The organism is Geodermatophilus sp. SYSU D00696, assembly GCF_054050235.1.
The window spans coordinates 56,701-83,008 of sequence record NZ_JBJGYY010000023.1; the positions used below are offsets into that span (position 1 = coordinate 56,701).

Annotated in this window: 28 protein-coding genes; 4 read left to right on the forward strand and 24 right to left on the reverse strand. The window is 75.6% G+C overall.

Going from position 1 to position 26,308, the window contains the following annotated elements:
• Window positions 1–47: 47 nt before the first annotated feature.
• Genes ACI79O_RS15550 through ACI79O_RS15565 form a run of 4 tightly spaced genes read right to left on the reverse strand, consistent with a single transcriptional unit; the run spans window position 48 to window position 2,702 of the window.
• Entirely contained in the window at window positions 48–1,007 is a 960-nt protein-coding gene (locus ACI79O_RS15550) for a quinone oxidoreductase family protein (RefSeq protein ID WP_456914601.1), read from the reverse strand.
• Window positions 1,004–1,813: an alpha/beta fold hydrolase gene (locus tag ACI79O_RS15555; RefSeq protein ID WP_456890326.1), complete on the reverse strand. Its 810-nt coding sequence runs from the start codon at window positions 1,811–1,813 to the stop codon at window positions 1,004–1,006. The genes ACI79O_RS15550 and ACI79O_RS15555 overlap by 4 nt, the downstream gene beginning before the upstream one ends.
• Before the next feature lie 14 nt (window positions 1,814–1,827).
• Complete coding sequence (locus ACI79O_RS15560) at window positions 1,828–2,271, reverse strand: ester cyclase (RefSeq protein WP_456890325.1); 444 nt, start codon at window positions 2,269–2,271, stop codon at window positions 1,828–1,830.
• Window positions 2,268–2,702: an organic hydroperoxide resistance protein gene (locus ACI79O_RS15565; RefSeq protein WP_456890323.1), complete on the reverse strand. Its 435-nt coding sequence runs from the start codon at window positions 2,700–2,702 to the stop codon at window positions 2,268–2,270. The genes ACI79O_RS15560 and ACI79O_RS15565 overlap by 4 nt, the downstream gene beginning before the upstream one ends.
• A gap of 98 nt (window positions 2,703–2,800) precedes the next feature.
• On the opposite strand from ACI79O_RS15565, the gene ACI79O_RS15570 reads away from it, so the two are divergent.
• Complete coding sequence (locus ACI79O_RS15570) at window positions 2,801–3,256, forward strand: nuclear transport factor 2 family protein (protein WP_456914602.1); 456 nt, start codon at window positions 2,801–2,803, stop codon at window positions 3,254–3,256.
• 260 nt (window positions 3,257–3,516) lie between these two features.
• Here the strand turns inward: ACI79O_RS15570 and ACI79O_RS15575 are convergent, their stop codons facing one another.
• The 10 genes from ACI79O_RS15575 to ACI79O_RS15620 form a co-directional block, all read right to left on the reverse strand.
• Window positions 3,517–4,074 carry a hypothetical protein gene (locus ACI79O_RS15575; RefSeq protein ID WP_456890320.1) on the reverse strand — a complete coding sequence of 186 codons (558 nt, stop codon included), beginning with the start codon at window positions 4,072–4,074 and terminating at the stop codon, window positions 3,517–3,519.
• Between the two features lie 157 nt (window positions 4,075–4,231).
• Window positions 4,232–5,233 carry an amidohydrolase family protein gene (locus tag ACI79O_RS15580; RefSeq protein ID WP_456890318.1) on the reverse strand — a complete coding sequence of 334 codons (1,002 nt, stop codon included), beginning with the start codon at window positions 5,231–5,233 and terminating at the stop codon, window positions 4,232–4,234.
• Window positions 5,230–5,649, reverse strand: a complete 420-nt coding sequence (locus ACI79O_RS15585) for an iron-sulfur cluster assembly protein (RefSeq protein ID WP_456890316.1) — start codon at window positions 5,647–5,649, stop codon at window positions 5,230–5,232. Before ACI79O_RS15585 ends, ACI79O_RS15580 begins: the two co-directional genes overlap by 4 nt.
• Complete coding sequence (locus ACI79O_RS15590) at window positions 5,646–6,755, reverse strand: amidohydrolase family protein (protein WP_456890314.1); 1,110 nt, start codon at window positions 6,753–6,755, stop codon at window positions 5,646–5,648. Before ACI79O_RS15590 ends, ACI79O_RS15585 begins: the two co-directional genes overlap by 4 nt.
• 9 nt (window positions 6,756–6,764) lie before the next feature.
• Window positions 6,765–7,793 carry an LLM class flavin-dependent oxidoreductase gene (locus tag ACI79O_RS15595; RefSeq protein WP_456914603.1) on the reverse strand — a complete coding sequence of 343 codons (1,029 nt, stop codon included), beginning with the start codon at window positions 7,791–7,793 and terminating at the stop codon, window positions 6,765–6,767.
• Between the two features lie 15 nt (window positions 7,794–7,808).
• Complete coding sequence (locus ACI79O_RS15600; protein WP_456890311.1) at window positions 7,809–8,762, reverse strand: NAD(P)-dependent oxidoreductase; 954 nt, start codon at window positions 8,760–8,762, stop codon at window positions 7,809–7,811.
• A gap of 3 nt (window positions 8,763–8,765) precedes the next feature.
• Window positions 8,766–9,938, reverse strand: coding sequence for an LLM class flavin-dependent oxidoreductase (locus ACI79O_RS15605; protein ID WP_456890308.1), 1,173 nt, complete (start codon window positions 9,936–9,938; stop codon window positions 8,766–8,768).
• Window positions 9,939–9,944: 6 nt separating this feature from the next.
• On the reverse strand, window positions 9,945–11,408 hold the full coding sequence (locus ACI79O_RS15610; protein ID WP_456890306.1) for an LLM class flavin-dependent oxidoreductase: 1,464 nt from the start codon (window positions 11,406–11,408) through the stop codon (window positions 9,945–9,947).
• A complete protein-coding gene (locus ACI79O_RS15615; RefSeq protein ID WP_456914604.1) occupies window positions 11,405–12,274 on the reverse strand; it encodes an alpha/beta fold hydrolase in 870 nt (289 codons plus the stop codon). The genes ACI79O_RS15610 and ACI79O_RS15615 overlap by 4 nt, the downstream gene beginning before the upstream one ends.
• Window positions 12,271–13,143: an alpha/beta fold hydrolase gene (locus ACI79O_RS15620; RefSeq protein WP_456914605.1), complete on the reverse strand. Its 873-nt coding sequence runs from the start codon at window positions 13,141–13,143 to the stop codon at window positions 12,271–12,273. Before ACI79O_RS15620 ends, ACI79O_RS15615 begins: the two co-directional genes overlap by 4 nt.
• Window positions 13,144–13,319: 176 nt before the next feature.
• Here ACI79O_RS15620 and ACI79O_RS15625 point away from each other — a divergent pair, with 176 nt between their 5' ends.
• Together ACI79O_RS15625 and ACI79O_RS15630 are read left to right on the forward strand one after the other, a co-directional pair.
• A complete protein-coding gene (locus ACI79O_RS15625) occupies window positions 13,320–13,823 on the forward strand; it encodes a flavin reductase family protein (RefSeq protein WP_456890299.1) in 504 nt (167 codons plus the stop codon).
• A 1-nt stretch (window position 13,824) separates the two neighbouring features.
• Window positions 13,825–15,105 carry a 3,4-dihydroxy-2-butanone-4-phosphate synthase gene (locus ACI79O_RS15630; protein WP_456890297.1) on the forward strand — a complete coding sequence of 427 codons (1,281 nt, stop codon included), beginning with the start codon at window positions 13,825–13,827 and terminating at the stop codon, window positions 15,103–15,105.
• Between the two features lie 28 nt (window positions 15,106–15,133).
• Here the strand turns inward: ACI79O_RS15630 and ACI79O_RS15635 are convergent, their stop codons facing one another.
• The 10 genes from ACI79O_RS15635 to hppD all read right to left on the reverse strand — a co-directional run bounded on the left by ACI79O_RS15635 (window position 15,134) and on the right by hppD (window position 25,488).
• Window positions 15,134–15,994 (reverse strand): LLM class flavin-dependent oxidoreductase, encoded by an 861-nt coding sequence (locus ACI79O_RS15635; RefSeq protein WP_456890295.1) that lies wholly within the window; start codon window positions 15,992–15,994, stop codon window positions 15,134–15,136.
• A 16-nt stretch (window positions 15,995–16,010) separates the two neighbouring features.
• Complete coding sequence (locus ACI79O_RS15640; protein WP_456874787.1) at window positions 16,011–16,424, reverse strand: TIGR03668 family PPOX class F420-dependent oxidoreductase; 414 nt, start codon at window positions 16,422–16,424, stop codon at window positions 16,011–16,013.
• 39 nt (window positions 16,425–16,463) lie between these two features.
• A complete protein-coding gene (locus tag ACI79O_RS15645) occupies window positions 16,464–17,369 on the reverse strand; it encodes a PaaX family transcriptional regulator (protein ID WP_456914606.1) in 906 nt (301 codons plus the stop codon).
• Window positions 17,370–17,452: 83 nt separating this feature from the next.
• A complete protein-coding gene (locus ACI79O_RS15650) occupies window positions 17,453–18,676 on the reverse strand; it encodes an acyl-CoA dehydrogenase family protein (RefSeq protein WP_456890292.1) in 1,224 nt (407 codons plus the stop codon).
• 10 nt (window positions 18,677–18,686) lie between these two features.
• Window positions 18,687–19,547 carry a mycofactocin-coupled SDR family oxidoreductase gene (locus tag ACI79O_RS15655; RefSeq protein ID WP_456890290.1) on the reverse strand — a complete coding sequence of 287 codons (861 nt, stop codon included), beginning with the start codon at window positions 19,545–19,547 and terminating at the stop codon, window positions 18,687–18,689.
• Window positions 19,544–20,374 (reverse strand): mycofactocin-coupled SDR family oxidoreductase, encoded by an 831-nt coding sequence (locus tag ACI79O_RS15660; RefSeq protein ID WP_456914607.1) that lies wholly within the window; start codon window positions 20,372–20,374, stop codon window positions 19,544–19,546. Before ACI79O_RS15660 ends, ACI79O_RS15655 begins: the two co-directional genes overlap by 4 nt.
• A complete protein-coding gene (locus ACI79O_RS15665) occupies window positions 20,371–21,396 on the reverse strand; it encodes an ABC transporter permease (protein ID WP_456914608.1) in 1,026 nt (341 codons plus the stop codon). Before ACI79O_RS15665 ends, ACI79O_RS15660 begins: the two co-directional genes overlap by 4 nt.
• Window positions 21,393–22,877, reverse strand: a complete 1,485-nt coding sequence (locus ACI79O_RS15670; RefSeq protein WP_456914609.1) for a sugar ABC transporter ATP-binding protein — start codon at window positions 22,875–22,877, stop codon at window positions 21,393–21,395. The genes ACI79O_RS15665 and ACI79O_RS15670 overlap by 4 nt, the downstream gene beginning before the upstream one ends.
• Before the next feature lie 4 nt (window positions 22,878–22,881).
• A complete protein-coding gene (locus tag ACI79O_RS15675; RefSeq protein WP_456890284.1) occupies window positions 22,882–23,964 on the reverse strand; it encodes a sugar ABC transporter substrate-binding protein in 1,083 nt (360 codons plus the stop codon).
• A gap of 318 nt (window positions 23,965–24,282) precedes the next feature.
• Complete coding sequence (gene hppD, locus ACI79O_RS15680; protein ID WP_456890283.1) at window positions 24,283–25,488, reverse strand: 4-hydroxyphenylpyruvate dioxygenase; 1,206 nt, start codon at window positions 25,486–25,488, stop codon at window positions 24,283–24,285.
• Window positions 25,489–25,645: 157 nt separating this feature from the next.
• On the opposite strand from hppD, the gene ACI79O_RS15685 reads away from it, so the two are divergent.
• On the forward strand, window positions 25,646–26,164 hold the full coding sequence (locus ACI79O_RS15685) for an Lrp/AsnC family transcriptional regulator (protein WP_456874797.1): 519 nt from the start codon (window positions 25,646–25,648) through the stop codon (window positions 26,162–26,164).
• Window positions 26,165–26,308: the final 144 nt, after the last annotated feature.

Sequence of the window (26,308 nt, forward strand, 5' to 3'; positions counted from 1 at the left end):
GACCCCCTTCCCCGCATCGCGGATGTGAGACGGTCGTCACGATAGCGCTACAGGAGCGCGGGCGACAGGGCCGATCCGGATCGGCCGGCCGGCACCAGGACGGCGCGGCCGTCGACCCGCCCGGCGCCCAGGTCGGCCCAGGCGGCCGCGGCGTCGGCGAGGTCGTAGCGGGTGACGGCCAGGTGCAGCTCGCCGGCGGCCAGCCGGGCGAGCAGGTCGCCGGCGCGGGCGAACGCCTCGGGCGCGCGCCGGATCATGTTCAGTGGCAGCAGCGCCACGTCGGCGCGCAGCAGCGCCGGCAGATCCAGCTGCACGGTGGTGCCGGCGGTGTAGCCCACCAGCACCGCCCGCCCGCCGGGCCGCACCGCGGACAGCCGGCCGGCCAGGCCGGGGCCGCCGACGGTGTCGACGAGCAGGTCGGCGCCGACCGGGCCGGGCTCCCCGACGACCACCTCCGCGCCGTCCGGCACCCCGGCCGCCCGGGCCCGCGTGCGCACGCAGGCGACCACCTCGGCACCGGCGGCCAGCGCGAGCTGCACGGTGAGCGAGCCGACCGCGCCCGCGGCGCCGGTGACCAGCACCCGCTCGCCGGCCTGCAGCCGGCCGAGGTCGGCCAGCGCGGTCGCGGCCGAGGTGGCCGGCGAGAAGAAGCAGGCGGCCAGCAGCGGGTCGGCGCCGTCGGGCATGGCGTGCACGGCGGCGTCCGGGACGACGGCGAGCTCGGCGGCCACACCGTCGCGGGTCACCCCCACCCCCGCACCGCGCACCCAGACCAGCGCGCCGGGCGGGTGGGCGCCGGAGCTCACCACCCAGCCGGCCCCGTCGGTGCAGGGCACGTAGGGCAGCGGCGGGGTGCCGCCCAGGCTGCCGGCGGCGATGCTGCGGTCGACGTGCGCCAGGCACGCGCCGGCGATCCGCAGCAGGGTCTCCCCCGGGCCGGGGACGGGCTCGGGCACCTCCTCGAGCTGCGGCGTCCCGCCCACCGCGGAGACCCGCAGCGCCCTCACGGCAGCCCCGCCGTGAACCGCACGACGGCGGCCGCGTACTCCTCCGGGCACTGGTCGGGCAGCGGCACGGTGCCGCCGGGGACCTCGACCACCACGGGCCGGGGCCGCCCGGCCGCGGGCAGCGCCTCGGCCATCCGGGCGGTGTTCGGCGCGCCGAACGGGTCCTCGGGCGCGGCCAGCAGGAGCACCGGCGCGGTGAGGGTGGGCAGCCGGTCCTCCATGGCGTAGCGGCGCACCAGGGCGTGCCCCTCGTGCGCCAGTTCCCCGGCGGTCAGCGCGTCGCGGACGAAGCGCTCGAGCAGGTCGCGGCGGCCGGGCGGGTAGAACGGCGCCCGGCCCCGCCACAGCGCCAGCAGGTGCGTGCCGTCGTCGGCGGGCTCGACGTCGTCGACGCCGTGCGGGGGCCGGCCGCGGAAGGCGGCGTCGACCAGCGGGGTGCTCGACAGCACCAGGCCGGCCACCTGCCGCGGCCGGGTGGCGGCCAGCTCGACGGCGAGCACCCCGCCGGTGTGGTGGCCGGCGAGCACCGCCGGGCCGAGGCCCGCGACCGCGTCGCCGACCGCCGCGGCGAGGGTCTCGACCGACGGCGCGGGCAGCGGGTCGCTGGCCCCGAAGCCGGGGGTGTCGACGGCGACCGCGCGCAGCCCCGCGGCGGCGAGCAGCGGCAGCACGTCGCGGTACTCGTCGACCGACCGCGGGGTCTGGTGCAGCAGCACCACCGGGCGCCCGCCGTCCGGCCCCGCCTCGGCGAGGTGGACCTGGCCGTGCGGCAGGTCGACGTAGCGCCGCCGGACCCGGACGGACACGGCGGTCCCGGCGGTCAGCGCGGCCCCCCGGGCAGGCCGAGGTCGGCCCACATGGCCGCCATGTCCTCGACGTGCCAGATCTCGGCGATCCGCCCGTCACGGATGCGGGCGAGGTCGAAGCCGCGGAACTCGACCCGCCGCCCGGTCGCCGGCACGCCGTCGAGGTCGCCGGTGTGCGTGCCCCGGAAGACCCAGTGGTCCATCGCCAGGTCGCCGTCGGCCAGGGTGAACAGCAGCTCCATCTCCTGGTCGGGGAAGGCGCGGTGGAACACCTCGAGCACGTCGCGCAGGCCGTCGTGGCCGGGGCGCTGGCCGGGGACCGGGTTGTGGTCGACGACGTCGGCGGCGTACAGCTCGGGGATCAGCGCGGCGTCGCCCGGCGCGAACAGCTCCTGGATGTTGCGCCGCATGATCTCCCGGCCCGCGGCCAGGGCGTCGGCCGGCGCGGTGGCGGTCATCCCACGATCCGCACGTCGACGTCGACGTTGCCGCGGGTGGCGTTGCTGTACGGGCAGACCGCGTGCGCGGCCTCCACCACGCGGCGGGCGGCGTCGGGGTCGGCTCCCGGGATCTCGACCTCCAGGACCACCGCGAGACCGAAGGCGCCGCCCTCGACCGGGCCGAGGTGCACCTGCGAGCGCACCGTGCTGCCGCTGACGTCGACCCGCTCCCGCCGGGCGGCCACGCCCAGCGCGCTCTGGAAGCAGGCCGCGTAGCCGACCGCGAACAGCTGCTCGGGGTTGGTGCCACCGCCCGGACCGCCCAGCGACTCCGGCACCCGCAGGTCGACCTCGAGCTCGCCGTCGTGCGTGCGGCCCTTCCCCTCCTCCCGGCCGCCGCTGACCTCGGCGTGGGCGGTGTACAGGGTGCGCTGCAGCGGGGTGGGCATGCGGTCCTCCGGTCCAGGTTGACTCATGGCCTTTCTGTTGCGATCGTCACACAAACACACCACACCTGGCGAGAGCCAGCCCGGACCCGGAGGCGACCATGCCGGTCGAGCCGACCCCGAACGAGCACCCCAACGCCGACCTCGTGCGCCGCGCGCACCGCGCGTTCAAGACCGGGGACATGGCGACCGTGCACGAGCTCTTCGACTACGAGGGCATGGTGTGGACGGTGACCGGCTCGAGCCCGGCCGGTGGCACGACCACCGGGATGGACGGCGTGCTGCGGAACTTCGGCGACATCATGGCGTTCACTGAGGGCACCTACGACGCCGCGCCGGTGGACTACCTGGGCAGCGACGACCACGTCGTGGCGCTGGCGCACGTGACCGCCCGCCGTCCCGACGGCCGCACCCTCGACGTCCCCGAGGCCGTGGTGTTCAGGGTCCGCGACGGCCGGCTCGTCGAGGCACAGCACATGGCCTACGACGAGGCGGCCTGGGACGCCTTCTTCGAGGGCATGCCCACCTGGCGCTCCTCGGCCGCACCGGTCGGCTAGCGCTCCCCCGAGCGTGTGCGCGCACGCCGGGTCTCCGCCCCCTGGACCCGGCGTGCGCGCACACCCTCCGGCCGGCCTCCGTCAGGTGGGTGCGCGCGGCGCCTGTCGTCGTTCGGCGACGTCTTCGCATCGCGGCTCGCCGAGTGTGCGGTGCGTGCGCAAGGCGTCTGGGATCCCGAGGTCGCTGTACGGGCAGCCTGGCAAGTGCGGCAGGGAACCCTCGTCGCAGCACGGGCACTGGTTCCGCATCGGTGGTGCTGTCACGGCTGCCCCCTCCACGTGGCCTTGACGGTCCATGCGAACTCGACGAGAGCCACGGTGACGGCTATCGCGAACGCGACCCAGCGCAGGGTCTGCTGGAGACCATCTCCGTGTGGCGGGGGCAGTGCAAGGGCGAGGCCGGCCAGGAGCGCCACGATGCCCGCGTTGTACAGACGAATAGTCCACTTGACCCACTGGCGCCACGAGTCGTAGTCCTCGTGCTGCTGCTGCTGCAGGTGCTCTTCCCAGCCCGCATGGTCCTTCAGGTCGGGCATCCAGTTGTTCGCGTCGTCGGCTGACCACAGGTAGCGACGGGCATGGAAGCCACACTGCACCGCGTTGAGCAGCAGTACCGCGGCGGTCGTCAGAGCCAGCAGCGCCCAGCCCGGCCACCGGAAATTGGCCGCGTCGTCGGCCACGACCACCGTCGACGCGAGACTGAATCCCCCGAGCAGAGGAGCGGCGACGTTCCCGACCGCGTCCAGCGCGGCCGGGTAGCCGAGGGTGGGCGGGCGTCGCCACTTGGGGCGCGCGTAGGTGGCGGCTCCTCGAGCCATTCCGCAACTGTGGCACTCCGCTGCCGGGGCGTGAACGAGGTAGTGAGCGCCGGTGGCGATCCGCCCGGCGCGTCCCGATCGACTCCCCGCGAGATCGACGGTCTCGTGGCGATGGGCAGCTGATGGCCACGAGATCGCCGATCTCGCGCGACCGCTGCTAACCGCCCGCGCGGGCCGCGGCGGCGGTCAGGTCGATGCCCAGCAGCCGGGCCATGTTGGCGCCGAGCAGGCCGCGCTTGTCCTCGTGGGTGATCTGCGGCCAGCCGTAGCCGGTGCGCAGGTCCTCGGGGATCTCCAGCGCCATGACCGCGTCGAGGTAGGGCCGCGGCGGTCCGGCCAGGAAGCCCTCCGACGCGTAGCTGAGCTTGTCGGCGCCCACCTGGGCGAGCAGCCGGCCCAGCTGCTCCTGCACCTGCCGCGGGGCGATCGGGGTGAAGGCCAGGTTGGCGCCCAGGCACAGGTGCACGTTGGGGAAGCGCGCGGCGATCGACACCGTCTCCTCGAAGTACGGGACGCCGAGGTGGTGGATCACGAAGTCGAGCTCGGGGAAGTCGCGCGCCGGCCGCTGCAGGTCGTTGGGGCGGACGTCCTCGATGTTCTCCAGCCCGAACGGGAAGCCCTTGTGGAACTGCAGCACGCGGATGCCCAGCTCGGCGGCGCGCTCGTAGAGCGGGTAGGCCAGCTCCCGGTCGTCGCAGCGCCAGGACCGCTCGACGTGTCCGTTGTAGAACTTCAGCGACACCGCGCCGAGGTCGCGCACCTGCCACTCCAGGTGCTCCAGCGCCGCGTCGAGCCCGGCGAAGCGCGGGTCTACCCCGCCGCACAGGAACGCCCGGTCGGGGAAGGCGCGCACGAACTCCGCCTGCAGCTCGACCGGCGCCCACCAGTCCTTGTAGCCGTCGAAGATCGGCACCACCTGGGCCACGGCGAGGTCGGTGGGCGACTGCTCGAACAGCATCCGGCCCTGCTCGACCACGCCGGTGCGGGTGGCGAAGTCGACGTCGGCGCCGTGCAGCGGGCGCAGCGCCTCGCCCATGGCCAGCGGCAGCCGGCGCGGGTCGTGCCCGCCGGCGGCGCGGACGGCGTCGTCGGTGAGGTTGTCCTCGCTCATGTCGTGCAGGTGGACGGCGGCGTCCAGCACCACGATGTCGCCGATCACGGGCGCACCGCCCCTCTCCCGGCGGCCAGCCGCTCGCGCACCCGCTCGCGCCCGGCGGACAGCACGGCGGCGGCGTCGGGGCGCAGCAGGTCCTCGGTCCACACCAGCGCGGCGTCGAGCCGGACGGTCACCGAGGTGACGCCGGGCAGGCCCGCCAGCGCGCGGGCGGCGGCGTCGGCGAACACACCCAGGTAGCCGCAGCCGGGGGCGGTCACCGCCACGTCGAGCACGAGCCGGCCGTCGTCGGCGAGCTGCCAGCCGCGCACCAGCCCCATCGCCGGCAGCGACAGCGGCGTGCCCTGGGCCACCGAGCAGGGGTCGACGACCTGCTCGAGGGCGGCGGCCACCGCGGCGTCGTCGGCCCGGCCCGGGCGGCCCGCCCCCGGCACGGTGAGCAGCTCCACCGGCCCGCTCACGCGGCACGCTCCGCGAGCGGGGCGGGCACGGCCGTGCCGGCCAGCCGCGACCAGGTGCTGAACGGCTCGGCCGGGCCGCCGCGCTCCCGGCGGGCGCGGGCGAACTCGTCGTCGGCGACCGCGGCCAGCCGTGCGGGCAGGTCGATGCCGAGCATCCGCGCCAGGTTGCCGCCGAGGATGCCGGCGCGGTCCTCGGCCGACAGCGGGGGCAGGCCGTAGCGGTCCTGGAGGTCCTCGGGCAGCTGCCAGGCGGCGAAGGCCTCCAGGCCCAGCCGCGGGTGGGCGAACAGCGCTCCGTCGGAGTAGAGCAGCTTTCCCGGGCCACCCCAGAACAGGAACTCGGCCATGGCCTCGGAGAACAGCCGCGGCGCCTTGTTGAGCAGCATCGTGGTGATCTCGAGGTTGGCGTGGACGTTGGGGAAGCGGGCCAGCGCCAGCGCGGTCTCGGCCACGAAGGCCATGCCCGCGTGCACGATCTCGAACTGCAGCGCGGGGAAGTGCATGGCCGCGCCCTCGACGTCGTCGATGCGGTAGGGCCCCAGCGGCACCGGGCCGTTGGGCAGCGCCTTGTGCACCGCGACCACCTTCAGGCCCATCGCCAGCACCCGCTCGTAGAGCGGGAACACCAGCTCGGGGTCGTCCATGCGGAAGGTCCGGTAGGGCGCCAGCTGGTCCGGGTAGAGCTTCACGCCCACCGCCCCGGGCAGCAGCGCGGCCTGCTCGTCGAGGTCGTCGAGGCAGCGCTGCAGGCCCAGCGTCGGGTCCAGGCCGAGGTAGACGATGCTGCGGTCGGGCCAGCGGCGCTGCAGCTCCACCGCCTTGTCCAGCGAGCACAGCCCGTCGGCGAACAGGCTGTCCAGCCGCAGCACGTGGTAGACGAGCAGGTCGACGTCGCTCTCGGCGAAGTGGGTGCCGGCCAGGAGCTCGGCGCTCTGGTCGGTGCAGAAGGTCTCCTCGGGCACCACCCACTCCGGTGGGTTGAAGTGCGCGTGGATGCCGTAGAAGCCGCGGCGCACCGCCTCCCCCATCGGCCCGCGGGCGTTGTCCGGGGACAGGTTGTAGGCGTGCGCGACCGCGTTGACCACCGGCGTGCCGTCGGGGAGCACGGGGCCTCCTCAGTCCGGGCGGCCGCCGCCGACGACCACGTCGGCGGTGCCGGGGACGACGTCGGGCGGCGGGGCGGTGGGCGGGCGCGGCGTCGGCGTGCCCACCTTGATCTCGGGCAGCCCGGCCACCACCTCGGTGAGCCACTCGAGTTCGGCGAGGTCGGCGACGCAGGGGAAGAGGACCACCTCGTCGGCGCCCTGCGCGGCGTAGGTCTCGATCTGCGCGCGCACGCCGTCGGCGCCGCGCCACACGCCCGCGTTGACCATCATCGGCGGCGCGCCGGTGCGGAAGAACGACGCCAGCCAGCGGCTGGCCCCGTCGTCGGGGTCGAGAGAGCGGGCCACCCAGGAGCCGGCCACGATGCGGGGGCGTCCGGGCCGGCCGGCGCCGGCCCAGGCGCCCAGCGCGGCGGCCGCCTCGAAGGCGAAGAACTCGGGCTTGATGCCGCCGGCGACGTAGCCGTTGCCGTAGGCGAGCATCCGGCGCAGGGCGGGCCCGCTGGCGCCGCCGACGAGCACCTCGACGTCCCCGAGCCGGGGACCGAGGTACTGCTCGCCCGGCGTCTCGCGCAGCGACAGCAGCACCTCCATCGCGCGGTCGAGCATGCGGCCGCGCTCCTCCCACACCTGGCCGGTGGCCTCGTAGTCCCAGGGCCGGGCGCCCACGCCGACACCGAGGGAGACCCGGCCGGGCGCCATGCGCACCAGGGTGGCCACCTGCTTGGCCAGCGTGTGCGGGTTGCGCAGGCCGGCCAGCAGGATCGACGTCGACAGCGTCACCCGCTCGGTCAGCGGCGCGAGCATGGCCAGGGTCATCAGCGGGTCGAGGTTGGCGTAGGCGACCCGGTCGGTCACCGCCAGCGACGACCACGGCCCCGCGTCGATCAGCCGCGCCCAGTCGCGCAGCACCCGCGGGTCGACGTCGGGGATGCCGCTGGGCACGAACACCCCGACCCGGACCGGCCCGTCGGCCGGGATGTCGGGCACCGGGGGCATCACCGGCATGCCACCGGGCGGCGGGCCGTCGGCTGCGGTCATGGCGGGTCCTCTCGCTCAGGCGGGGCTGGGGACGGGGTGGCGGACGACGACGTGCTCGAGCGGCCGGCCCGCGGCGAGCCGGCGCAGCTGCTCGCCCGCCAGCCGCCACGCGCGCTGCCGCCAGTGCGGCGAGGAGCCGGCGACGTGCGGGGTGAGCAGCAGGCCGGGGCAGGTCCACAGCGGGTGGTCCGGGGGCAGCGGCTCGGGGTCGGTGACGTCGAGGGCGGCGCGCACCCGCCCGGCCCGCAGCGCGTCGACGAGGGCGCCGGTGTCGACCAGCGTCCCGCGGGCGGCGTTGACCAGCAGCGCGCCGGGCCGCATGGCCGCGAGGAAGGCGGCGTCGACCATGCCCACGTTCTCGGGGGTCGCCGGGGCGAGCAGCACGACGACGTCGGCGGCCGGCAGCAGCACGGGCAACTGGTCGGGGGTCGCGGTGCCGTCGCGGCCGGACCGGGTGACCCCGTGCACGGTCGTGCCCAGGGCCCGCAGCCGCTGCGCCACCGCCGTCCCGATCGCGCCGGCGCCGACCACCACCGCGGTCGACGCCGCGAGGTCGCCGGCGGCCGGCCCGTCGACGGCGAAGGCGAGGTTGGCCGAGGCGTCCCAGCGGCCCGCCCGCTGCTCGGCGAGGAAGTGCGGCAGCCGCTTCTCCATGGCGAGCACCACGGCCAGCACCCACTCGGCCACCGGGCCCTCGTGCACGCCGCCGGCCCGGCACAGGACGACGCCCTCGGGCAGCGGCGGCACCCAGTCGACGCCGGCGTTCATCGTCTGCACCAGCCGCAGCCCGGTCAGCCCCGGCAGCAGGTCGGCCAGCGCGCCGCGGTACCGGGGGTCGAGCACCAGCGCCCCGACCTCGGACGGCGGGACGTCCGGCGCCGCGTCCAGCGGCCACGGGTCGCAGCGCACGCCGGGCGGCAGCTCCCCGAGGGCCTCGGGCGGGCAGTCGGCCGGGACGAGGACGCGCACCGTTCAGCCCGCCCGGATCCCGTCGCGGACCAGCAGCGGCAGCAGCTGGTCGCGGTACTGGTGCAGGCCCTCCGTGTAGTCCAGCCAGGACAGCGCGAGCCCGTCGAGCCCGGCGCCGGAGAGCTCGGCCATCCCCTGCGCGACCGTCTCCGGCGACCCGACCAGGGGCAGGGCGAAGAAGCCGGCGATGGCGGAGGCGGCCATGCCCTGGTCGAAGTCGGCGCTGGCGGAGTTGGGGGCCAGCAGCCGCAGGGCGTTGCGGGCGGCGTCCCGGTCGCCGTGGACCTCGACCATCTCGTCGAAGCGGCGCCGCGCCTCGGCGTCGGTGTCGGCGCAGACGACGTGCGCGGCGGTGAACACCCGCAGGTCGCGGCCGTGCTCGGCGGCCCGCTGCTTGATCTGCGCCACCGCGCCGGCGGCGGAGGCCACCGAGGGCACCAGGGCGAAGGTCACGTCGGCGTGGCGGGCGGCGAAGGCCTGCCCGGACGGGCTGAACCCGGCGTTCATGACCACCGGGCCGGGGGTCTGCAGCGGCTTGGGCTCGCTGAGCACGTGGGTGCCGGAGAGGTGGCGGCCGTGGAAGTCGAACTCCTCGTCGGCGGCCCAGATGCGCTCGAGGAACTCGACCCACTCCCCCGCGACGGCGTACCGGTCGTCGTGCGGGCGCTGCTCGATGCCGAACATGCGGAACTCGTCCTCGTTCCACCCGGCCACGACGTTGAGCGCGAACCGCCCGCCGGAGACGTGGTCGACGGTGGCGATCTGCTTGGCCGCCGCGACCGGGTGCAGCACCGGCACGTGGAAGGTGGCGAACACCTGGATCCGCTCGGTCACCGCGGCCACCGCGGCGGCCCAGGTGAAGGTGTCGAACGACCGGTGTCCGGCCCGCTCCTCCGGCCGGCCCATGCCGCGCCAGCGGGCCACCGGGATCATCGCCTCGAGACCGGCGGCGTCGGCCAGCCGGGCCACCTCGCGGCTCTCCGGCCAGGTCATCCGCAGCGCCGCCGGTGAGCGGGTCAGGTTGGCCCCGCCGGCCATGTTGGCCGAGAAGACGCCGAGCTTGAGGCGCGAGGGGCTGCCCAGCACCGGCGTCGACCGCTTGTCCACCCGTCGTCCGGCGTCGGGGTCGGAGGTGGTGTCGGCGGCAGCGGCCACCGGCGCCGTCGGGGCGGCCACGGCCGCTCAGCTCCCCGCGGGCACCGGCGCGCCGGGCGCCGGGGTGCCCGCCGCCGTCGGCGCGTGCCCGTTCCCGCCGGCCCCCGCCCCCGGTGGGCGGGTGTCGGCGGTGTCGGCGATCTCGGGCAGGTGGGCCAGCGCGGTGGGCACGTCGGTGCCGTTGGCCAGGCGGATGACCGGCTGGGTCTTGGGCGCGGCGGTGGTGGCGGCGATCTCGCTGAGCGTGCGGGGACCGCCCTGGCGGGCGTAGGTGGGCTTGCCGTCGGCGGCGCGGAAGGCCGGCATGACCTGCTCGGCCATCAGGTACATGTTCTTCTGCACCATCCAGTGCGGCATGGAGCCGAGGTGGCCGCCGGCGCTGACCGCCATGCCCAGGCCGTACTCCTCGGCCTGCTGGGCGTACTTCTCCACGACCGTCTGCGGCGAGCCGACGATGATGTAGCCCTGGTCGATGAGCTCGTCGTAGCTGAGCTCCCAGAAGTTCTTCACGCCGGCAGCCTGGCGGCCGCGGATGGTCCGCAGCACCGAGTCGGCCGTGTTGTAGCCCGGGGGCATGAGGTGGTGCATGGGCACCTTCAGGCCGGTGCGGAAGAACCACATGGCGTGCGGCATGAACTCCCGCCGCGCCTGCTCGTCGGTCTCGGCCACGTAGGTGGGCACGACCCGGCCCAGCTGCTGGGGCGAGGGCGTGTAGCCGTACTTCTCCTCGCAGATCTGCCGGAAGGTCGCGAAGGACTTCTTCGTGATCCAGTTCGACGTCGTGGTCTGCATGTAGGAGAACCGCCGCTTGGCGACCTCGTCGATGGTGTCGGTCGACCCGGTGCCCGGCATCCAGACCGGCGGGTGCGGCTGCTGCAGCGGCCGGGGCCAGATGTTGGCGTGCTCGATGTCGTAGTGCACGCCCTGCCAGGTGAACGGGCCGGGCTCGGTCCAGGCCTTGAGGATCAGGTCGTGCGCCTCCCAGAACATGCCCTTGGAGGTGGTCGGGTCCTGGCCGGAGGAGTGGTACTCGGCGCCCATCCCGCGGACGTGCCCGGAGATGATGCGCCCGCCGGAGACGATGTCGAGCATCGCGATCTCCTCCGCCACCCGCAGCGGGTTGCGGTGCAGCGGGAGCGCGTTGCCGATGATGCCGATGCGGATGGCGGAGGTCCGCGCGGCCAGCCAGCCGGCCCAGACGTCGGGGGCGCAGATGGTGCCGAAGGCGTTCTGGTGGTGCTCGTTGACGATGACCCCGTCGTAGCCGAGCTTCTCCGAGAGCACGAGCTGCTCGAGGTACTCGTTGTAGAGCTTGTAGGCCACCTGCGGGTCGAAGTAGGTGTTGGGCAGCGTCACCCAGGTCGACTCGAGGTCCTCCCCCGGCGGGATGTAGGGGTAGGGCATCAGGTGGAAGTTGTAGAACTCGAGCCGGTTCTGCGCGGCCGGCTCCGCGGCCGGGCCCGGGACGGCGGTGGGGCTGGCGTCGGTCATCGTGCGTCCTCCCGGGCGGTGGCGGTGCTGCTGACGGTGCCGGTGACGTGGTCGGCGAGGGCGGTGGCGACGGCGTCGGGCTGCTGGAGCAGCAGGGCGTGACCGGCACCGTCGAGCTCGGTCAGGCGGGCGTCGAGCAGGCCGGCCCAGGCCCGCAGGTGCGGGGGCGGCACGACGTGGTCGGCGCCGCCGCCGACCACCAGCGCGGGCAGCCCGAGCAGCGGCAGCCGTTCCTCGAGCTTGAGGTCGTAGCGGCGGGTCCAGATCATCGCCGCGGCCGCACCGAGCTCGCCGTAGCGGTGCGCGTAGCCCTCGGGACCGCCCTGGGCCGGCGTGCCCACCCCTGGCACCAGGTCGGCGAAGCCCTCGTCGGAGCCGTTGAAGTACTCGTCGGTGTAGCGGGCGGGGTCCATGGCGAAGACGTCGGCGACCGGCGCCCCGGGCACCCGCAGGCCGAACGGGGCGACGACGGCGAGGCTGCGGACCCGGCCCGGTGCCCAGATCGCGAGGTCCGCGCCGATCCAGGCGCCCAGGCCGTAGCCGGCGACGTGCACCGAGTCCAGGCCGAGCGCGTCGAGGAGGTCGCGCAGCAGCAGCACCATGTCCGGGCGGGTGGTCACGTGCGGCGCGCCGGGCGAGTCGCCGAAACCGGGCAGCTCGGGCGCGACCACGTCGCAGCGGTCGGCGAGGGCGCGGTGGAACGGCGACCACACGCCGGTCAGCCAGTGCCCGTGCAGGAACAGCACCGGCTCGCCGCTGCCCGCGCGGCGGTGGGCGACCTCGGTGCCGCGCACGGTCACCCGCTCCGGTGCGGTGTACCAGGCGTGCCGGGTCGGGGTGGCGGGCTGCGCCGGCGCTGCGGTCATCGCGGGAGGCTCCTGTCCTGCAGGGCGGGCGCGCCCACCGTGCTCGTGGGGGTGGGTGCGAGGAAGTCGCCGAGGACGGCCGAGAACTCCTCGGCGGCCTCGAGCGGGGGCAGGTGCCCGGCCTCGGGGAACAGGTGCAGCCGGGCACCGGGGATGCGCGCGGCCACGGCCTCGGCGAAGCCCGCGGGCTTGAGCGGGTCCCGGGCGCCGGCGAGCACCAGTGTCGGGACGCCGATCCGCTCGTAGGGCACCGTGTCGCCGGGCGGCGGCGGGGCCCAGGGCGCGCGGACGGCGAGGGAGGCGAACCACTCGTAGGCCCCGGGCCGGGTGGCCTCCGCCTGCCGCGCCGCCACGTAGGCCTCGTCGTCGGCCCAGCGGGGGTCGGCGACGGCGAGCCGGACCTGCTCGCGCATCGAGGCGGGCGTGCCGTCGTAGGACATGAGGCGGGCGCCGGTGGACCGGTCGATCGGCGGCCCGCCGGCGCTGACGAGGACCAGCCGCCGCACCGGCAGCGCCGGTCCGGCCGTCAGCGCGCGCAGCAGGTGCGACCCGCCCATCGACAGCCCGACGGCGTCGACCTCACCGGCCCCGACCGACCGCAGCCACGCCGCCAGGTGGGTGAGCATCCGCCCGGCGAGGTCCTCGAAGTCGCGCACCTTGGCGCTCTCGCCGAAGCCCAGCCAGTCGGGGGCCAGCACGCGCAGCCCGCGGTCGGCCAGGTCGGCGGCGGTCCGGGTCCAGGTGGTCCGCGCGCACTCGCCCCACGCGCCGCCGTGCAGCAGCAGCACGGTGGGACCGTCGGGCGGGCCGGCCTCCAGGTGGTGGGTGGCCAGGCCGTCCACCACGGACCGGCCGTCGAGGACCTCCACGCGGACCCTCCGTTTCTGTGACGACCGTCATGAAAGTAGCAGTCGCGGGGGTCTGGTCAAGTCCTCGACGAAGCGCCTCCGCGTTGACAGGAGGCCGTCCCGGCGGGACGCTCGGTCATGCCGGTCGTGTGACGACCGTCATGACGACGCGACAGGACGGCACTCCGGGAGGCGCGATGCCGCGGACGGCGACGAGTGAGGGCACCGGCGTCGACGCCGGTGCGTTCCGGCGCATCCTGGGCCGCTTCCCCACCGGCGTCGTCGTGGTCTCGGCCTCGGTCGGGGGCCGGCCGGTCGGCATGGCGGTCAACTCGTTCACGTCGGTGAGCCTGGAGCCGCCGCTGGTGTGCTTCTGCGCCGCGCACAGCAGCACCACCTGGCCGGACCTGCGGCGGGCCGGCGGGTTCACCGTCAGCATCCTGGCCAGCGGCCACGAGGACCTCGCCCGGCTGTTCGCCCGGCGCGGCGCCGACCGCTACGGCGACCGCGACGCGTGGACCACCAGCCCCGGCGGGCACCCGCTGCTGGCCGACGCGCTGGGCTGGCTGGACTGCGAGACGGTCGCGGTGCACCCGGCCGGCGACCACGACCTCGTCCTCGGCCGGGTGGTCGACGGCGGGGCGGCCGACGGCGACCCGCTGGTCTTCTCCGCCGGGCGCTTCACCACCGTGCGGGGCTGAGGTGGCCACCGGCGACGACCGTCCCGCCGGGGACCCGTGGCGCACCGCGACCGCACGCGAGCTCGGCCTGGACCCGGACTCGCCGTTCCTCGAGGTGCTGCTCGCCCGGGTCGGCCGCGACGCCCCTCCCCCGCCCCGGCCGGCCGGGACGTCGGTGGAGCTGGTGGCCGGGGCGGTGGCCGCGCTGCGCCGCGGCGCCCCGGTGCTCGTCGTCGACACCCGGCCGCACGGGGTCACCGGCCACCTGGTGCAGGCGGCGGGCGCGGTCGGGCCGGCCGCCCTCGGCCTGCTCACCGACCTCGGCACCGGGCTGGTCGGGGTCGCGCTCCCGGCGCGCCGCTGCGCCGAGCTGCGCCTGACCCCGATGGTGGCCGACCAGAGCCGCCCCCAGGCCACGGTGTACGCGGTGAGCGTCGACGCCGCGGGCACCTCCTCCGGCGCCTCCCCGGCCGACCGGCTGCGCACCATCGGCGTGCTGGCAGCGCCCGGCACGGTCGCGGCCGACCTGCGCTCGCCGGGACACGTCTTCCCCCTCATCGCCCGCTCCGGCGGGCTCCTCGACGGCGGGGGACCCGCCGAGGCCGCCGTCGAGTTGGTCCAGCTGGCCGGCCTGCCCCCGGCGGCGGTGGTCTGCGAGGTGGGCGGCCGGTCCGAGCCGGACGCCGACCCGGACGCCGAGCTGACCGCGCTGGCCCGCCGGCACGGGCTCACGCTGCTGCGGCTGGACGACCTGCTGGTGCACCAGCGACTGCACCAGGGCGCGGTCCGGGTCGGCGCGACCACCCGGCTGCCGGTGCCGGCCGGCGGGTTCACCGCCGAGCTGCTGGTGTCGGCGGCCGGCACGGTGGAGGTGCTCGCGCTGCGGCTGGGCGACCTGGCCGCCGGTGCCGACCCCCCGCTGGTGCGGGTGCACGTCGAGTGCCTGCTGGGCGACGCGCTGGGCTCGCGGCGGTGCGACTGCGGCGAGCGGCTGGAGACGGCGCTGGCCGACGTCGTGGCCGCCGGACGCGGCCTGCTGCTCTACCAGCGCGCCGACGGCACCGGCGTCCTCGACCTGCTCGCGGGCTATGCCGCCGCCGATGCGGCCGGGACCAGCCCCGAGCGGGCCGGCAGCGACCGCGCCGGGCACCCCGTACCGCGCTGGGACGCGGTCGCCGACGCGCTGCACGTCCTCGGCCTGCGCGCCGTCCGGCTGCCCGGGGCCGACCCGGGCGCGCTGGTGGCCCTCGGCCGGCTCGGCATCGGCGTCGAGCAGGCCGAGGGCGCGGCGCGGCCGGCGTGACCCGGGCGGCGCCCCACCGGGACGCGGCCTACAGCGCGACCTCGGCGAGCAGGTCCACCTGCCCGGGGTCGGGGACGGTGGGGTCGAGGAGCAGTTCGTCGACGCCGATCTCGGCGAACCCGGCGATGGCCTCACGGACGGCCTCCGGTGACCGCAGCGCGCTGCCGGCGATCATCTCCGCGGTCTCGCGGCCCATCGGCTCGTAGTAGTCGAGGAGGTAGCGCCGGGACGCCTCCTCGGTGTCCCCCAGCGAGAAGTAGACGAGCGCCGCGAACCGCGGCGAGCCCTCCTTGCCGGCCTCGCGCCACGCGGTCCGGACCCGGTCGAGGAACGGCGCGGTCATCTCCGGCGGCAGGCCGCCGGCGGTCCAGCCGATGCCGTACTCGACCGTGCGGCGGATGGCCGCCTCGGTGTTGCCGCCGATGAGCAGCGGCACGCCGGGGTGGGAGGTCTCCGGCGTCGCCGGCCGGGTCCCCTCGACGATCGGCTCGCCGGTCCACGCCCGGTGCAGGTCGGCCAGCTGCTCGTCGAACAGCCGCCCGCGCGCCGCGAAGTCCCGGCCGGTGAGCCGGTAGTCGATGTCGCGCCAGCCGGCGCCCAGGCCCAGGGTCAGCCGCCCGCCGGTGAGCTCCTGCACGGTGACCGCCTGCTTGGCCAGCTCCGCCGTGCTGCGGGCCGGGGAGATGAGGACGTTGGTGAGGAACCGGATGCGCTCGGTCACCGCACCGGCGGCGGCGAAGACGGTCAGCTCCTCGTAGCTGGGATAGGAGACCGCGCCGATCGAGGCCAGGCTGGAGAAGCCCGCGCCCTCCGCCCGTCTCGCCCACTCGAGCAGCTGGGGGCCCGTGGTGCCCCGGACGCTGTTCGGGATGCCGATGCCGATCTCCACCTGTTCCTCCTCCTGGTCAGGACGTGCTCGACCAACCGCTCCAGCGCTCGACGGTGACCACCAGCAGCGGCCCGGCCGGCGGCTCGGTCCGGTACTGCGCGTGCCGCGCCGCCAGCGCCGCCATCCCCGGGTGCGCCGCCGGGGGGTCCTCCACGACGGCGGCGGTCCCGTCGGCGCGCACCCACCACAGCCGCGACCAGTCGTCCTCGTAGTGGTCGACGAGCAGCGCGCAGCGGGCGTCGGCGCGGACGTTCGCCAGCCGCTGCAGCCGGCGGGTCCGCTTCGGCTTGGCGTCGACCGCGGAGTAGACCGTCCCGTCCACGAGCGCGAAGACGACGGGCACCACGTGCGGCGCGCCGTCGGGCCGCACGGTGGCCAGCCGGGCGACGGCGCTGGAGGCGAAGCGGCTGCGCAGTTCCGCCGTCTGCACGCCGCCAGTCCTACCAGAGCGGGAGCCCTCCGGGCCTGCTCAGCCGGAGACGAAGTCGGTCACGAACCGGCGGGCCGGCGCCTCGAGGCGGTCGCGCAGCTCGAAGAACAGGTCGGCGGCACGCTGCCCCTCCCACCGCTCGGGCAGCAGCTCGGCCGGCAGGCCGGGGTCGAGGTAGGGGAACTTGCGCCACTGGTGCAGGGTCGACACGTAGTCGACGTAGGCGTCCCGGTCGTCCCCCGGGCGGTCGCGCCACCGCTGCGCCGTCGTCGAGGCGGTGCCGAGGAACTCGACGTAGAGGTCGCGGAGGTCCTCGAGCTGCCAGCACCGGCGGACCAGGGCCGGCAGGTCCTCGAAGCCGAGGTGGTGGGCCTCGAAGACGGTCACGTACTCCTCGAAGCCGAGGGTCTTGATCGCCGACTCCAGCTCCGGCTGGATCCAGCGCGGCGCCAGCCACAGCCCGCTGTTGAGCATCCCGAAGCCCAGCCACTCCAGCCGGCTGCGCAGCTGGTGCCGCTTGTCGCGCTCCTGCTCGGGGATGGAGTAGGAGACGAGCACCCAGCCCTCGGCCACGGTGGCCGAGTGCACCCGGGAGAAGATCCGCCGGTCGGACTCGTCCAGGCTGACCAGCGCCTTGTCCGACAGCCGGTAGCCGCGCTGCCCGTCGCGGGTCTCGGCGACGAGCAGGTCCCGCTGGCGCATGCGGGACACCGCCGAGCGGGTGGCCTGCTCGTCGACGCCGACGACGGCCATGAGCCCGACCAGCCGGCCCACGGGGAGCCAGCCGCCCAGCGGCCGCATGAAGGCGCCGCAGACGTCCATGATCAGCAGGCGGGGCTGCCCGGGGCCGCCGCGCTCGCGCTGCAGCGGCGAGGCCGCCATGGACGGCGTGCCGCCGGTCCAGCGCCCCCGCGCCGGGCCCGCACCCTCCGGGGACCGGACCACGACCGCACCTCCTCCCGCCCGCGCCCGGCGCCGGGGCCGGGGCCGTGCTGTTGCCGCGCTGTGCTCAGGGTGCCACCACCCGACTACAGGGTGGCAGCGACCCCGAGCATCAGCACGTCGCGGGGGAAGTCGCAGGAGTAGCCGGTCCAGGCGTCGCGGAGCAGCCGCTCGGGAGCGCTGCCGCCGGTGCCACCGCCGGCGGTCACCCCGGCGCCGCCGTGCAGCTCGACCGCGCGCTGGGCGTTGGCGATGGCCACGTCGACGGCGCGCACCTTGGCCAGCGGGACGCGGGCGGCGAGCGCGGCCGGGTCCTCCTCCCCGGCGGCCACCCGGTCGACGGCACGGGCGGCGTCGTGCACCACCAGCCGGGCGGTGTGCAGGTCGGCGGCCATCTCGGCGAGCTTGAGCGCCACCGCCTGGTGGCTGCGCAGCGGCTGTCCCCAGCTGCGCCGTCCCTCGACGAAGGCCAGCGTCTGCTCCAGCGCGGCGCGGGCCAGGCCCACCAGCGCGGCGGCCAGGCCCACGACCATGCCCGGGGTGGAGCTGCCCAGCAGCGGCAGCGCGCCGCCCTCCGGGCCGATCCGCGCGTCGGCGGGCACCCGGACGTCGTCGAGCACCAGCTCGGCGTGCCAGCCGCTGCGCATGCCGAGCAGCGACGTGCGCGGGCCCACGACGAGGCCGGGCGTGTCCGCGGGCACCCAGAAGACGCTCACCCCCTGCGCGGCGGGCACCGCCGGGTCGGTGCGGGCGAAGACCAGGTAGGTGTCCGCGGCCCCGGCGTTGGTCACCCACTGCGCCTTGGCCCCGGAGACGACGTAGTCCCCGCCGTCCCGCCGCGCCCGGGTGGCCACCCCGATCGCCGGGTCGGGCACCGGGCTGAACAGCTCCGCGCCGGCCACCGAGGGCTCGTTGAGCGCCCCGGCCAGCAGGTGCCCGCCGGGGGCGGTGAGCGCGGTGAACCAGCGCCGCTGCTGCTCGGGGGTGCCCGCGGCCACGAGCAGCCCGGGCACGGTCGCGGTGAGGTTGAGCGCCGCGGCGAAGCCGACGTCGACCGCGCCGAGCTCCTCGGCGACGACGGCGTTGTCCAGCTGGCTGCCGCCCCCGCCGCCGTGCTCCTCGGGCAGCAGCAGGGTGGTGAGCCCCAGGTCGGCCGCCGCGGCGACCAGCGACCGGAATTCCTCCCGGCCGAGGTGGCCGCCGGTCTCCCGCTCGGCCCGCGCCACGGCCGGGGCGAGCTCTCGGGCGGCGAAGCGGGCCGCGGTGTCGCGCAGCAGCGTGCGGTCGGCGGCCTCGTCCCGCAGGGTCATGCGGCTCCTCTCAGCGGGCGGACAGTCCCGCGTCGACCGGCAGCGAGACGCCGGTGACGTAGCGGGCCTCGTCGGAGGCCAGCCACAGCACCGCGTTGCTCACGTCGACCGGCTCGATCCAGGGCACCGGCAGCGAGTGGAACCGGGCGAACACCGGCGCCACCTCCGCGGGCCCGGGTCGCTCGGCCTCGGGCGCGAACAGCCGGTAGGTGGCCTCGTTGTGGATCATCGGCGTGCTCACCGCGGTCGGGTGCACGGCGTTGACCCGCACACCCCGGGGGCCCAGCTCGTGCGCCAGCGACCGCACCAGCCCGACGACGCCGAACTTGCTGGCGGCGTAGGCGGCCAGGTGCGGCGGCGCCTTCATCCCGCCGTTGGCCGAGCTGGTCACCACGATGCTGGCCGACGGGCTCCCGGCCGGCCGGGCGAGCAGGTGCGGCAGCGCGGCGCTCACCGTGTTCCAGACGCCGGTGAGGTTGGTGTCGACCACCGTCCGCCACTCCTGCGCGGACAGCTGCTCGGCGGGAGCGGCGACCACCACCCCGGCGTTGGCCACGACCACGTCGAGCCGGCCGAGCTCGGCCACGGCCCCGTCCACCGCACTCCGCAGCGCGGCGTCGTCGCGGACGTCGGCGACCCGGGCGGCCGCCCGCCGCCCGGCGGCGCGGACCGCCTCGGCGGTCTCCTCGAGGTCGGCCTCGGTCGCGGGCGGGTAGTCGGTGCCGGGCACCGGGGCGCACAGGTCGACGGCGACGACGTCGGCGCCCTCCTCGGCCAGCCGCAGGCAGTGCGCCCGGCCCTGGCCGCGGGCGGCGCCGGTGACCAGGGCGACCGTGCCGGCGACCCGGCCGGGAGCGCTCGCGGTGCTCACGTCAGCGCCGTCCCGGCGTCGACCGGGAGCACGGTGCCGGTGACGTAGCGGGCCTCGTCGGAGGCGAGCCAGAGCACCGCGTTGCTGGTGTCCTGCGGCTCGATCCACGGCACCGGCAGCACGTTGAGCGAGGCGAAGACCGGCTCCACGTCGGCCCGCGTCGGGTGCTCGAGGTCGGGGCGGAAGACGTCGTAGGCGCCCTGCCAGTGCACCATGTCGGTGTCGACGGTGGTCGGCGCGATGCAGTTGACCCGTACCCGCTGCGGACCGAACTCGGTGGCCAGCGAGCGGACCATGCCGAGGATGCCGGCCTTGGACGCGGCGTAGTGCGCCATCGCCGGTGGCCCCTTGAGCCCGGCCGCGGAGCTGGTGATCACCACCGAGCCGCCGCCGCGCTCGACCAGCGCGGGCAGCACCGCCTGCACGGTGCGCCAGGTGCCGGCCAGGTTGATCCCGACCACGGTGTCCCAGTCGTCGTCGTCGACGTCGAGGGCCGGCTTGAGCTGGATGACCCCGGCGTTGGCGACGGCGAGGTCGAGCCCGCCGAAGGCCTCGACCCCGGCGGCCACCGCGTCGGCGAGCGCGGCCCGGTCGCGCACGTCGGCGACGGCGGTGACCACCTCCCCGCCGGCGGCCTCGACCAGCTTGGCCGTCGTGGCGAGGTCCTCGGCGGTGCCCTGCGCGTAGGGGATGCCCGGCAGGTCGGCGCAGCGGTCGACGGCGACGATCCGCGCGCCCTCCTCGGCCAGCCGCACGCAGTGCGACCTCCCCTGCCCCTTCGCCGCGCCGGTGACCAGCGCGACCTTGCCCTCGACCCGGCCGGTCACGAGCGCATCACCCCGTTGCGCAGCCGGTCGACCAGGACCGCGGCGATGAGCACGGTGCCGCTGGCGACCGAGGCCCAGAACGGGCTGATCCCGGCCAGGGTCAGGCCGTTCTGCAGCACGCCGAGGAACAGCACGCCGAGCAGGGTGCCGAACACCGACCCGCGCCCGCCCATGAACGAGGTGCCGCCGAGCAGCACCGCGGCGCCGGCGAGCAGCTCGTACCCGGAGCCGGCGACCGGCGACGCGGTGGTCAGCCGGGCGGTGTCCATGATCGCGGCGAGGCCCGCCAGCCCGGCGGAGATGCCGAACACCGACACCCGCACGAAGGTGACGTTGATGCCGGCCAGCCGGGCGGCCTCGGCGTTGCCCCCGACGGCGTAGAGCATCCGGCCGTAGCCGGTGTAGCGGAGCACCAGCAGCGCCAGCACGAACACCACCGCGGCGATGACGACCCCGGCCGGCACGCCCAGCCAGCGGGCCGCGCCGAGCGAGACGAGGTACTCCGTCCGGTAGATCGACTGCGACTGCCCGCCGGTCCACACCTGCGCCAGGCCGCGGAAGACGTAGGCGGTGCCGATGGTGACCACGAGGAAGGACAGCCCGACCCAGCCGATCAGGATCCCGTTGACGGCGAACCCGAGGAAGAAGGCCACCGCGACCGCGAGCGTGATCGCCAGCGGGGGTGACATGCCGGTGGCCAGCAGCTGCCACAGCACCACCGAGGTCAGCGCCAGCACCCCGCCGACCGACAGGTCGATGCCGCCGACGAGCAGCACGAAGGTCATGCCGACGGCGACGGTCAGCAGCACCGCGTTCTGGTCGGCGATGTTGACGAAGTTCTGCACGGTGAGGAACTGCGGCTGGGTGACGCCCAGCACGACCACCAGGAGCGCCAGCACCGCCAGCACCCCGACGTACTGGCTGGTGGCGCTGTTGAGCCGGCCGAACCGGGACGGCGGCCGGGGTGGGCCGTCGCCGGTCGCCGCCGGGCGGCCCCGCAGGGCGGCGGGTGCGGACATCATCGGGTCGGACCTCCACCGAGGGCGAGAAGGGCGATCGACTCCTCCGTGGCCTGCGCGCGGTCGAGTTCGCCGGCGAACGCGCCGTCGTGCAGCACGAGCACCCGGTCGCACAGGCCCAGCAGCTCGGGCAGGTCGGAGGAGGCGACCAGGACGGCGGCACCCCGCTCGGCGGCGCCGGCGAGCAGGGCGTAGATGTCGGAGCGGGCGCCGACGTCGACGCCGCGGGTGGGCTCGTCGAGGACGACGACCCGCGGGTCGTCCTGCAGGCAGCGGGCGATGACGACCTTCTGCGCGTTGCCGCCGGACAGGCTGCGCACCGGCGCGCCCACCCCGGAGCAGCGGATGCGGTAGCGGGCGACGGCGTCGTCGGCCCGTGCCCGCTCCCGGCGGCGGTCGGTGCGGCCGAGCACCCGCCAGTGCGGCATGGACAGGTTGGTCACCAGGCTGGCGCCGGGCACCAGCGCCTGGGCGAACCGGTCCTCGGGCACGAACGCGACGCCGGCGGCCATCGCCTCGGCCGGTCCGCGGCCGGCCAGCGGCGTGCCGGCCACCCGGACGGTGCCCGCGACCCGGCGGCGCGCGCCGGCGATCGACTCGAGCAGCTCGCTGCGGCCCGAGCCGACCAGGCCGGCGACACCGACGACCTCCCCGGCGCGCACCGCCAGCGACAGCGGGGCCGGCGAGCGGTCGGTGACCAGGTCCTCGACCTCCAGCACCGTGGGTCCCGGCGCGAGGTCGTGCTTGTGGAAGAAGTCGCCGAGGTCGCGCCCGACCATCAGCGCGGTGAGGCGCTCGTCGGTGAGCTCCTCGCGGGCCAGCCGGCCGGTGAGCCGGCCGTCGCGCAGCACCACCGCGCGGGAGGCGATCCGGCAGATCTCGGCGAGGCGGTGGGTGATGAGCACGACGGCGGTGCCGCGGGCGGCGGCCCGCTCCATGACGGCGAACAGCCGGCCGGGGTCGGGCAGCCGCGCGGTGGCCTCGTCGAGGACGAGCACCCGGGGCCGGGTGGCCAGCGCCTTGGCCACCTCGACCATCTCCCGGTCGCCCGGCGCCAGCGCGGCCATCGGCAGCGCCGGGTCCACGTGCAGGCCGACGGCGGCCAGGTGCTCGCGGGCGGCCTCGACGGTGCGCCGGCGGCTGAACCGCGACAGCGGCGAGCGCTGCCGGGACAGCAGCACGTTCTCGGCCACCGACAGGTGCGGCACCGCGGTCAGCTCCTGGCTGACCAGGGCGATGCCGGCCTCCAGCGACGCCACCGTGCTGCCCGGGGTCAGCGGCCGGCCGTCGACCTCCACCTCGCCGGCGTCGGGCACGACCAGGCCGGCGAGCACCTTGGACAGCGTCGACTTGCCCGAGCCGTTCTCCCCGGCGAGGGCGACCACCTCGCCGGGGTACAGCTCGAGGTCGACGCCGGCGAGGGCCTGCACGCCCCCGTAGCGCTTGCTGATGCCGCGGGCGCGCAGCAGCGGCGTCGCCGTCACGGGCTCAGCCGGCCACGTACGTGCGGCCGTCGCGCTCCTCGAAGGAGACCTCGAAGGGGTCGTCGACCCGCTCCTCCAGCGGCCGGTACTCGCCGGCGTTGGCCTGGTCGATCCGCGCCACCGGGACGACGATCTCCTCGGGGACCTCGGAGCCGCAGATGGCCGCGAGCGCGGCGTAGGCCAGCGCCTGGCCGATCTTGTCCTGCTGGATGTCGAAGGTGGCCAGGACCTCGCCGCTCTCGATGAGCGGGATGACCTCCGGCTGGCCGTTGATCGAGACGATCGCCGGCCGCTGGTCGCTGCCGGAGTACGCCGACGCGACGCCCACCGCGGAGGTGTCGTTGAACGTCCACACCCCGGCGAGGTCGGCGCCGTAGCGGTCCCGCCACGCCTGCGCGATCGCCTGCGCGGCCTGCGGGGTGATCTGCTGGTTGACCTGCGTGTCGACGACGTCGAGGCCGGCCTCCTCGGCGGCGGCCGCGAACGCCTCGTTCTCGCGCGTGATGACCTCGGCGAAGTTGGGTCCGGCGAGCGCGGCGACCTGGCCGTCACCGACGGTCTCGGCCAGCAGCTGCGCACCCTGGGCGGCGGCGGACTCGACGTCGGCGGTGACGTTGGTGAAGAACGGCCCGCCGACGGTGGTCTCCTGGGCGATGATCGGGATGTCCTGGGCGCGGGCCCGGTCGAACGCCGGCAGCGTGGCGTTGGGGTCGATCGGGTTGGCGATGAGCACGTCGACGCCGCTCTGCACCAGCGTGTTGATGTCGGCCACCTGCTTGCCCGGGTCGAGGTTGGCGTTGACCGGCCGCAGCTCGGCGCCGTACTCGCCCAGAGCCTGCTCGATGATCTGCTCGATGAACAGGAAGTTGGGGTCGGGCAGCGGCTCGCTGTAGCCGACGACCGCACCCTCGGCCTCGGCGCAGCCGACGCCGTCCCCGCTGCCGCCCTCCCCGTCCGCGGCGTTCTGGGTCCCGCCGGAACCCCCGCCCCCGGCGGACGCCTCGCCGTCGCTCCCGCAGGCGGCCAGCGTCAGCGCCAGGCCCACCGCTGTCGATGCCGCGACCAGTCCCCGGATCCTGCTGCGCACGAGGTCTCCTTCGGTCTGCCGGCCGGGACGGATCCCGCCGTCGTGGATAGCGCCCCTGTGACGCTCGTCATGAAGACGAGGGATGTGTAGCACGCAGTGACCGTCGCCACAATGGAGGCGCCGGGGTTCCGGTCCGTGATCGCCCCGTCCGGGCACGCGAACGGCCCGCGTCCTCCGTCCGTGGAACGGGGACGCGGGCCGTGGTGGGGTTCGGGAACGGCTCCCTCGCGACCCGAGTGCGCAGTTGCGAGCGACGACACCCTCCGACACGCCGCGTCGAGCAGCGACGACTGCTCACTCGGCGGTGCGGGGGTCCTCCTAGAAGTTGCCGCGGCGGGCCTGCTCGCGCTCGATCGCCTCGAACAGCGCCTTGAAGTTGCCCTTGCCGAAGCCGAGTGACCCGTGCCGCTCGATGAGCTCGAAGAAGACCGTCGGGCGGTCCCCGGTCGGCTTGGTGAAGATCTGCAGCAGGTAGCCGTCCTCGTCGCGGTCGACCAGCACGCCGCGGGCCTGCAGTTCCTCGACCGGCACCCGCACCTCGCCGATCCGGGCGCGCAGCTCGGGGTCCTCGTAGTAGGAGTCCGGCGTCGTGAGGAACTCCACGCCCTCGGCCCGCATCGCGTCGACGGTGGCCAGGATGTCGTTGGTGGCCAGCGCGACGTGCTGCGCGCCGGGCCCGCGGTAGAACTCCAGGTACTCGTCGATCTGCGACTTCTTCTTCGCGATCGCCGGCTCGTTGAGCGGGAACTTCACCCGGTGGTTGCCGTTGGCCACGACCTTGCTCATGAGCGCGGAGTAGTCGGTGGCGATGTCGTCGCCGATGAACTCGGCCATGTTGGTGAAGCCCATGACCCGGTTGTAGAAGTCGACCCAGGTGTCCATCGCGCCGAGCTCGACGTTGCCGACGACGTGGTCGACGGCCTGGAACAGCCGCTTCGGCGCGCCGTCCCGCTTGCGGTAGGTGGAGGTGCGCGGCACGTAGCCGGGCAGGTGGACGCCGGAGTAGCGCGACCGGTCGACCAGGCTGTGCCGGGTGTCGCCGTAGGCGGCGATCGAGGCCAGCCGGACGGTGCCGTGCTCGTCGGAGACGTCGTGCGGCTCCTCGAGCACCGTGGCGCCCTGGGCGCGGGCGTGCGCGACGCAGCGGTCGACGTCGGGCACCGACAGGGCGATGTCGACGATGCCGTCGCCGTGCCGCCGGTGGTGGTCGGCCAGCGGGCTGTCGGGGTCGTAGGCGCCCTGGACGACGAAGCGCGCCGCGCCGGAGCGGAGCACGTAGGCGTGGTGGTCGCGGTTGCCGGTCTCGGGGCCGGAGTAGGCCACCAGCTCCATGCCGAACGCCGACTGCAGGAAGTGCGCGGTCTGCAGCGCGTTGCCGACCACCCACACCAGCGAGTCCCAGCCGCTGACCGGGAACGGGTCGGCCGAGGCGTCGTACTCGACGAGGCCGACCAGCTGCTGCAGCTGGTCGGCGTGCAGGCCGGCCAGCTTCTCGTCGTCGTTGAGGATCTGCTCGAGGCTCATCGCCGTCTCCTCCCGCGGGGGGTCGTCGGTGTCCCCCGGACTGCACACCCGCGGGGGACACCTGGGCAACCGGTACCGCTGGTGCTGGTACGACTGACCAGGACGACCAGCTGACCGCGCCGTGACCTGGTCACCGGGACCAGCAGGAGGACCGCTCGTGACCGACCGCCGCGTGCTCGACGCGCTCGACGTGGCGCTGCTCGCCGCCGTCCGGGAGCACCGCTCGGCCGGGCCGCTGGAGCTCTCCCGGCTGCTGGGCGTGGCCCGCGGCACCGTCTCGGCGCGGCTGCAGCGCCTGGAGGAGGCCGGGGTGGTCACCGGCTACGGCCCCGACGTCGACGTGCGGGCGGCCGGGTTCGGCGTGCAGGCCTTCGTCACGCTGGAGATCGCCCAGGGCGCCATCGACGCGGTGCGCCGCGACCTCGAGGCCATCCCCGGGGTGCTGGAGGCGCACGCGACCACGGGCAGCGGCGACGTCCTGGTGCGGGTCGCCGCCCGCTCGCACGAGGCGCTGCAGCAGATGCTCGTCGACCTCAACCGCTCCTCGGCGGTGGTCCGCTCGACCAGCGTCGTGGTGCTGTCGGAGCTGGTGCCCTGGCGCACGCTGCCGCTGCTGCGGTCGGAGGCCGCGCCGGGCGCCGGCCGCTCGGGGATGCCGGGGCCGTCGGGGGGCTGACCGGCCAGGGCCCACCGCGCGGTGCCCGACCCCACCGTGCGGCCGGCCCGGGCTCACCCCGTGGGGGGGGGGGGCCCCCGGCGGGGGGGGGGGGGGGGGGGGCCGGGGGGGGGGGGGGGGGGGGGGGGGGGGGGGGGGCGGGCC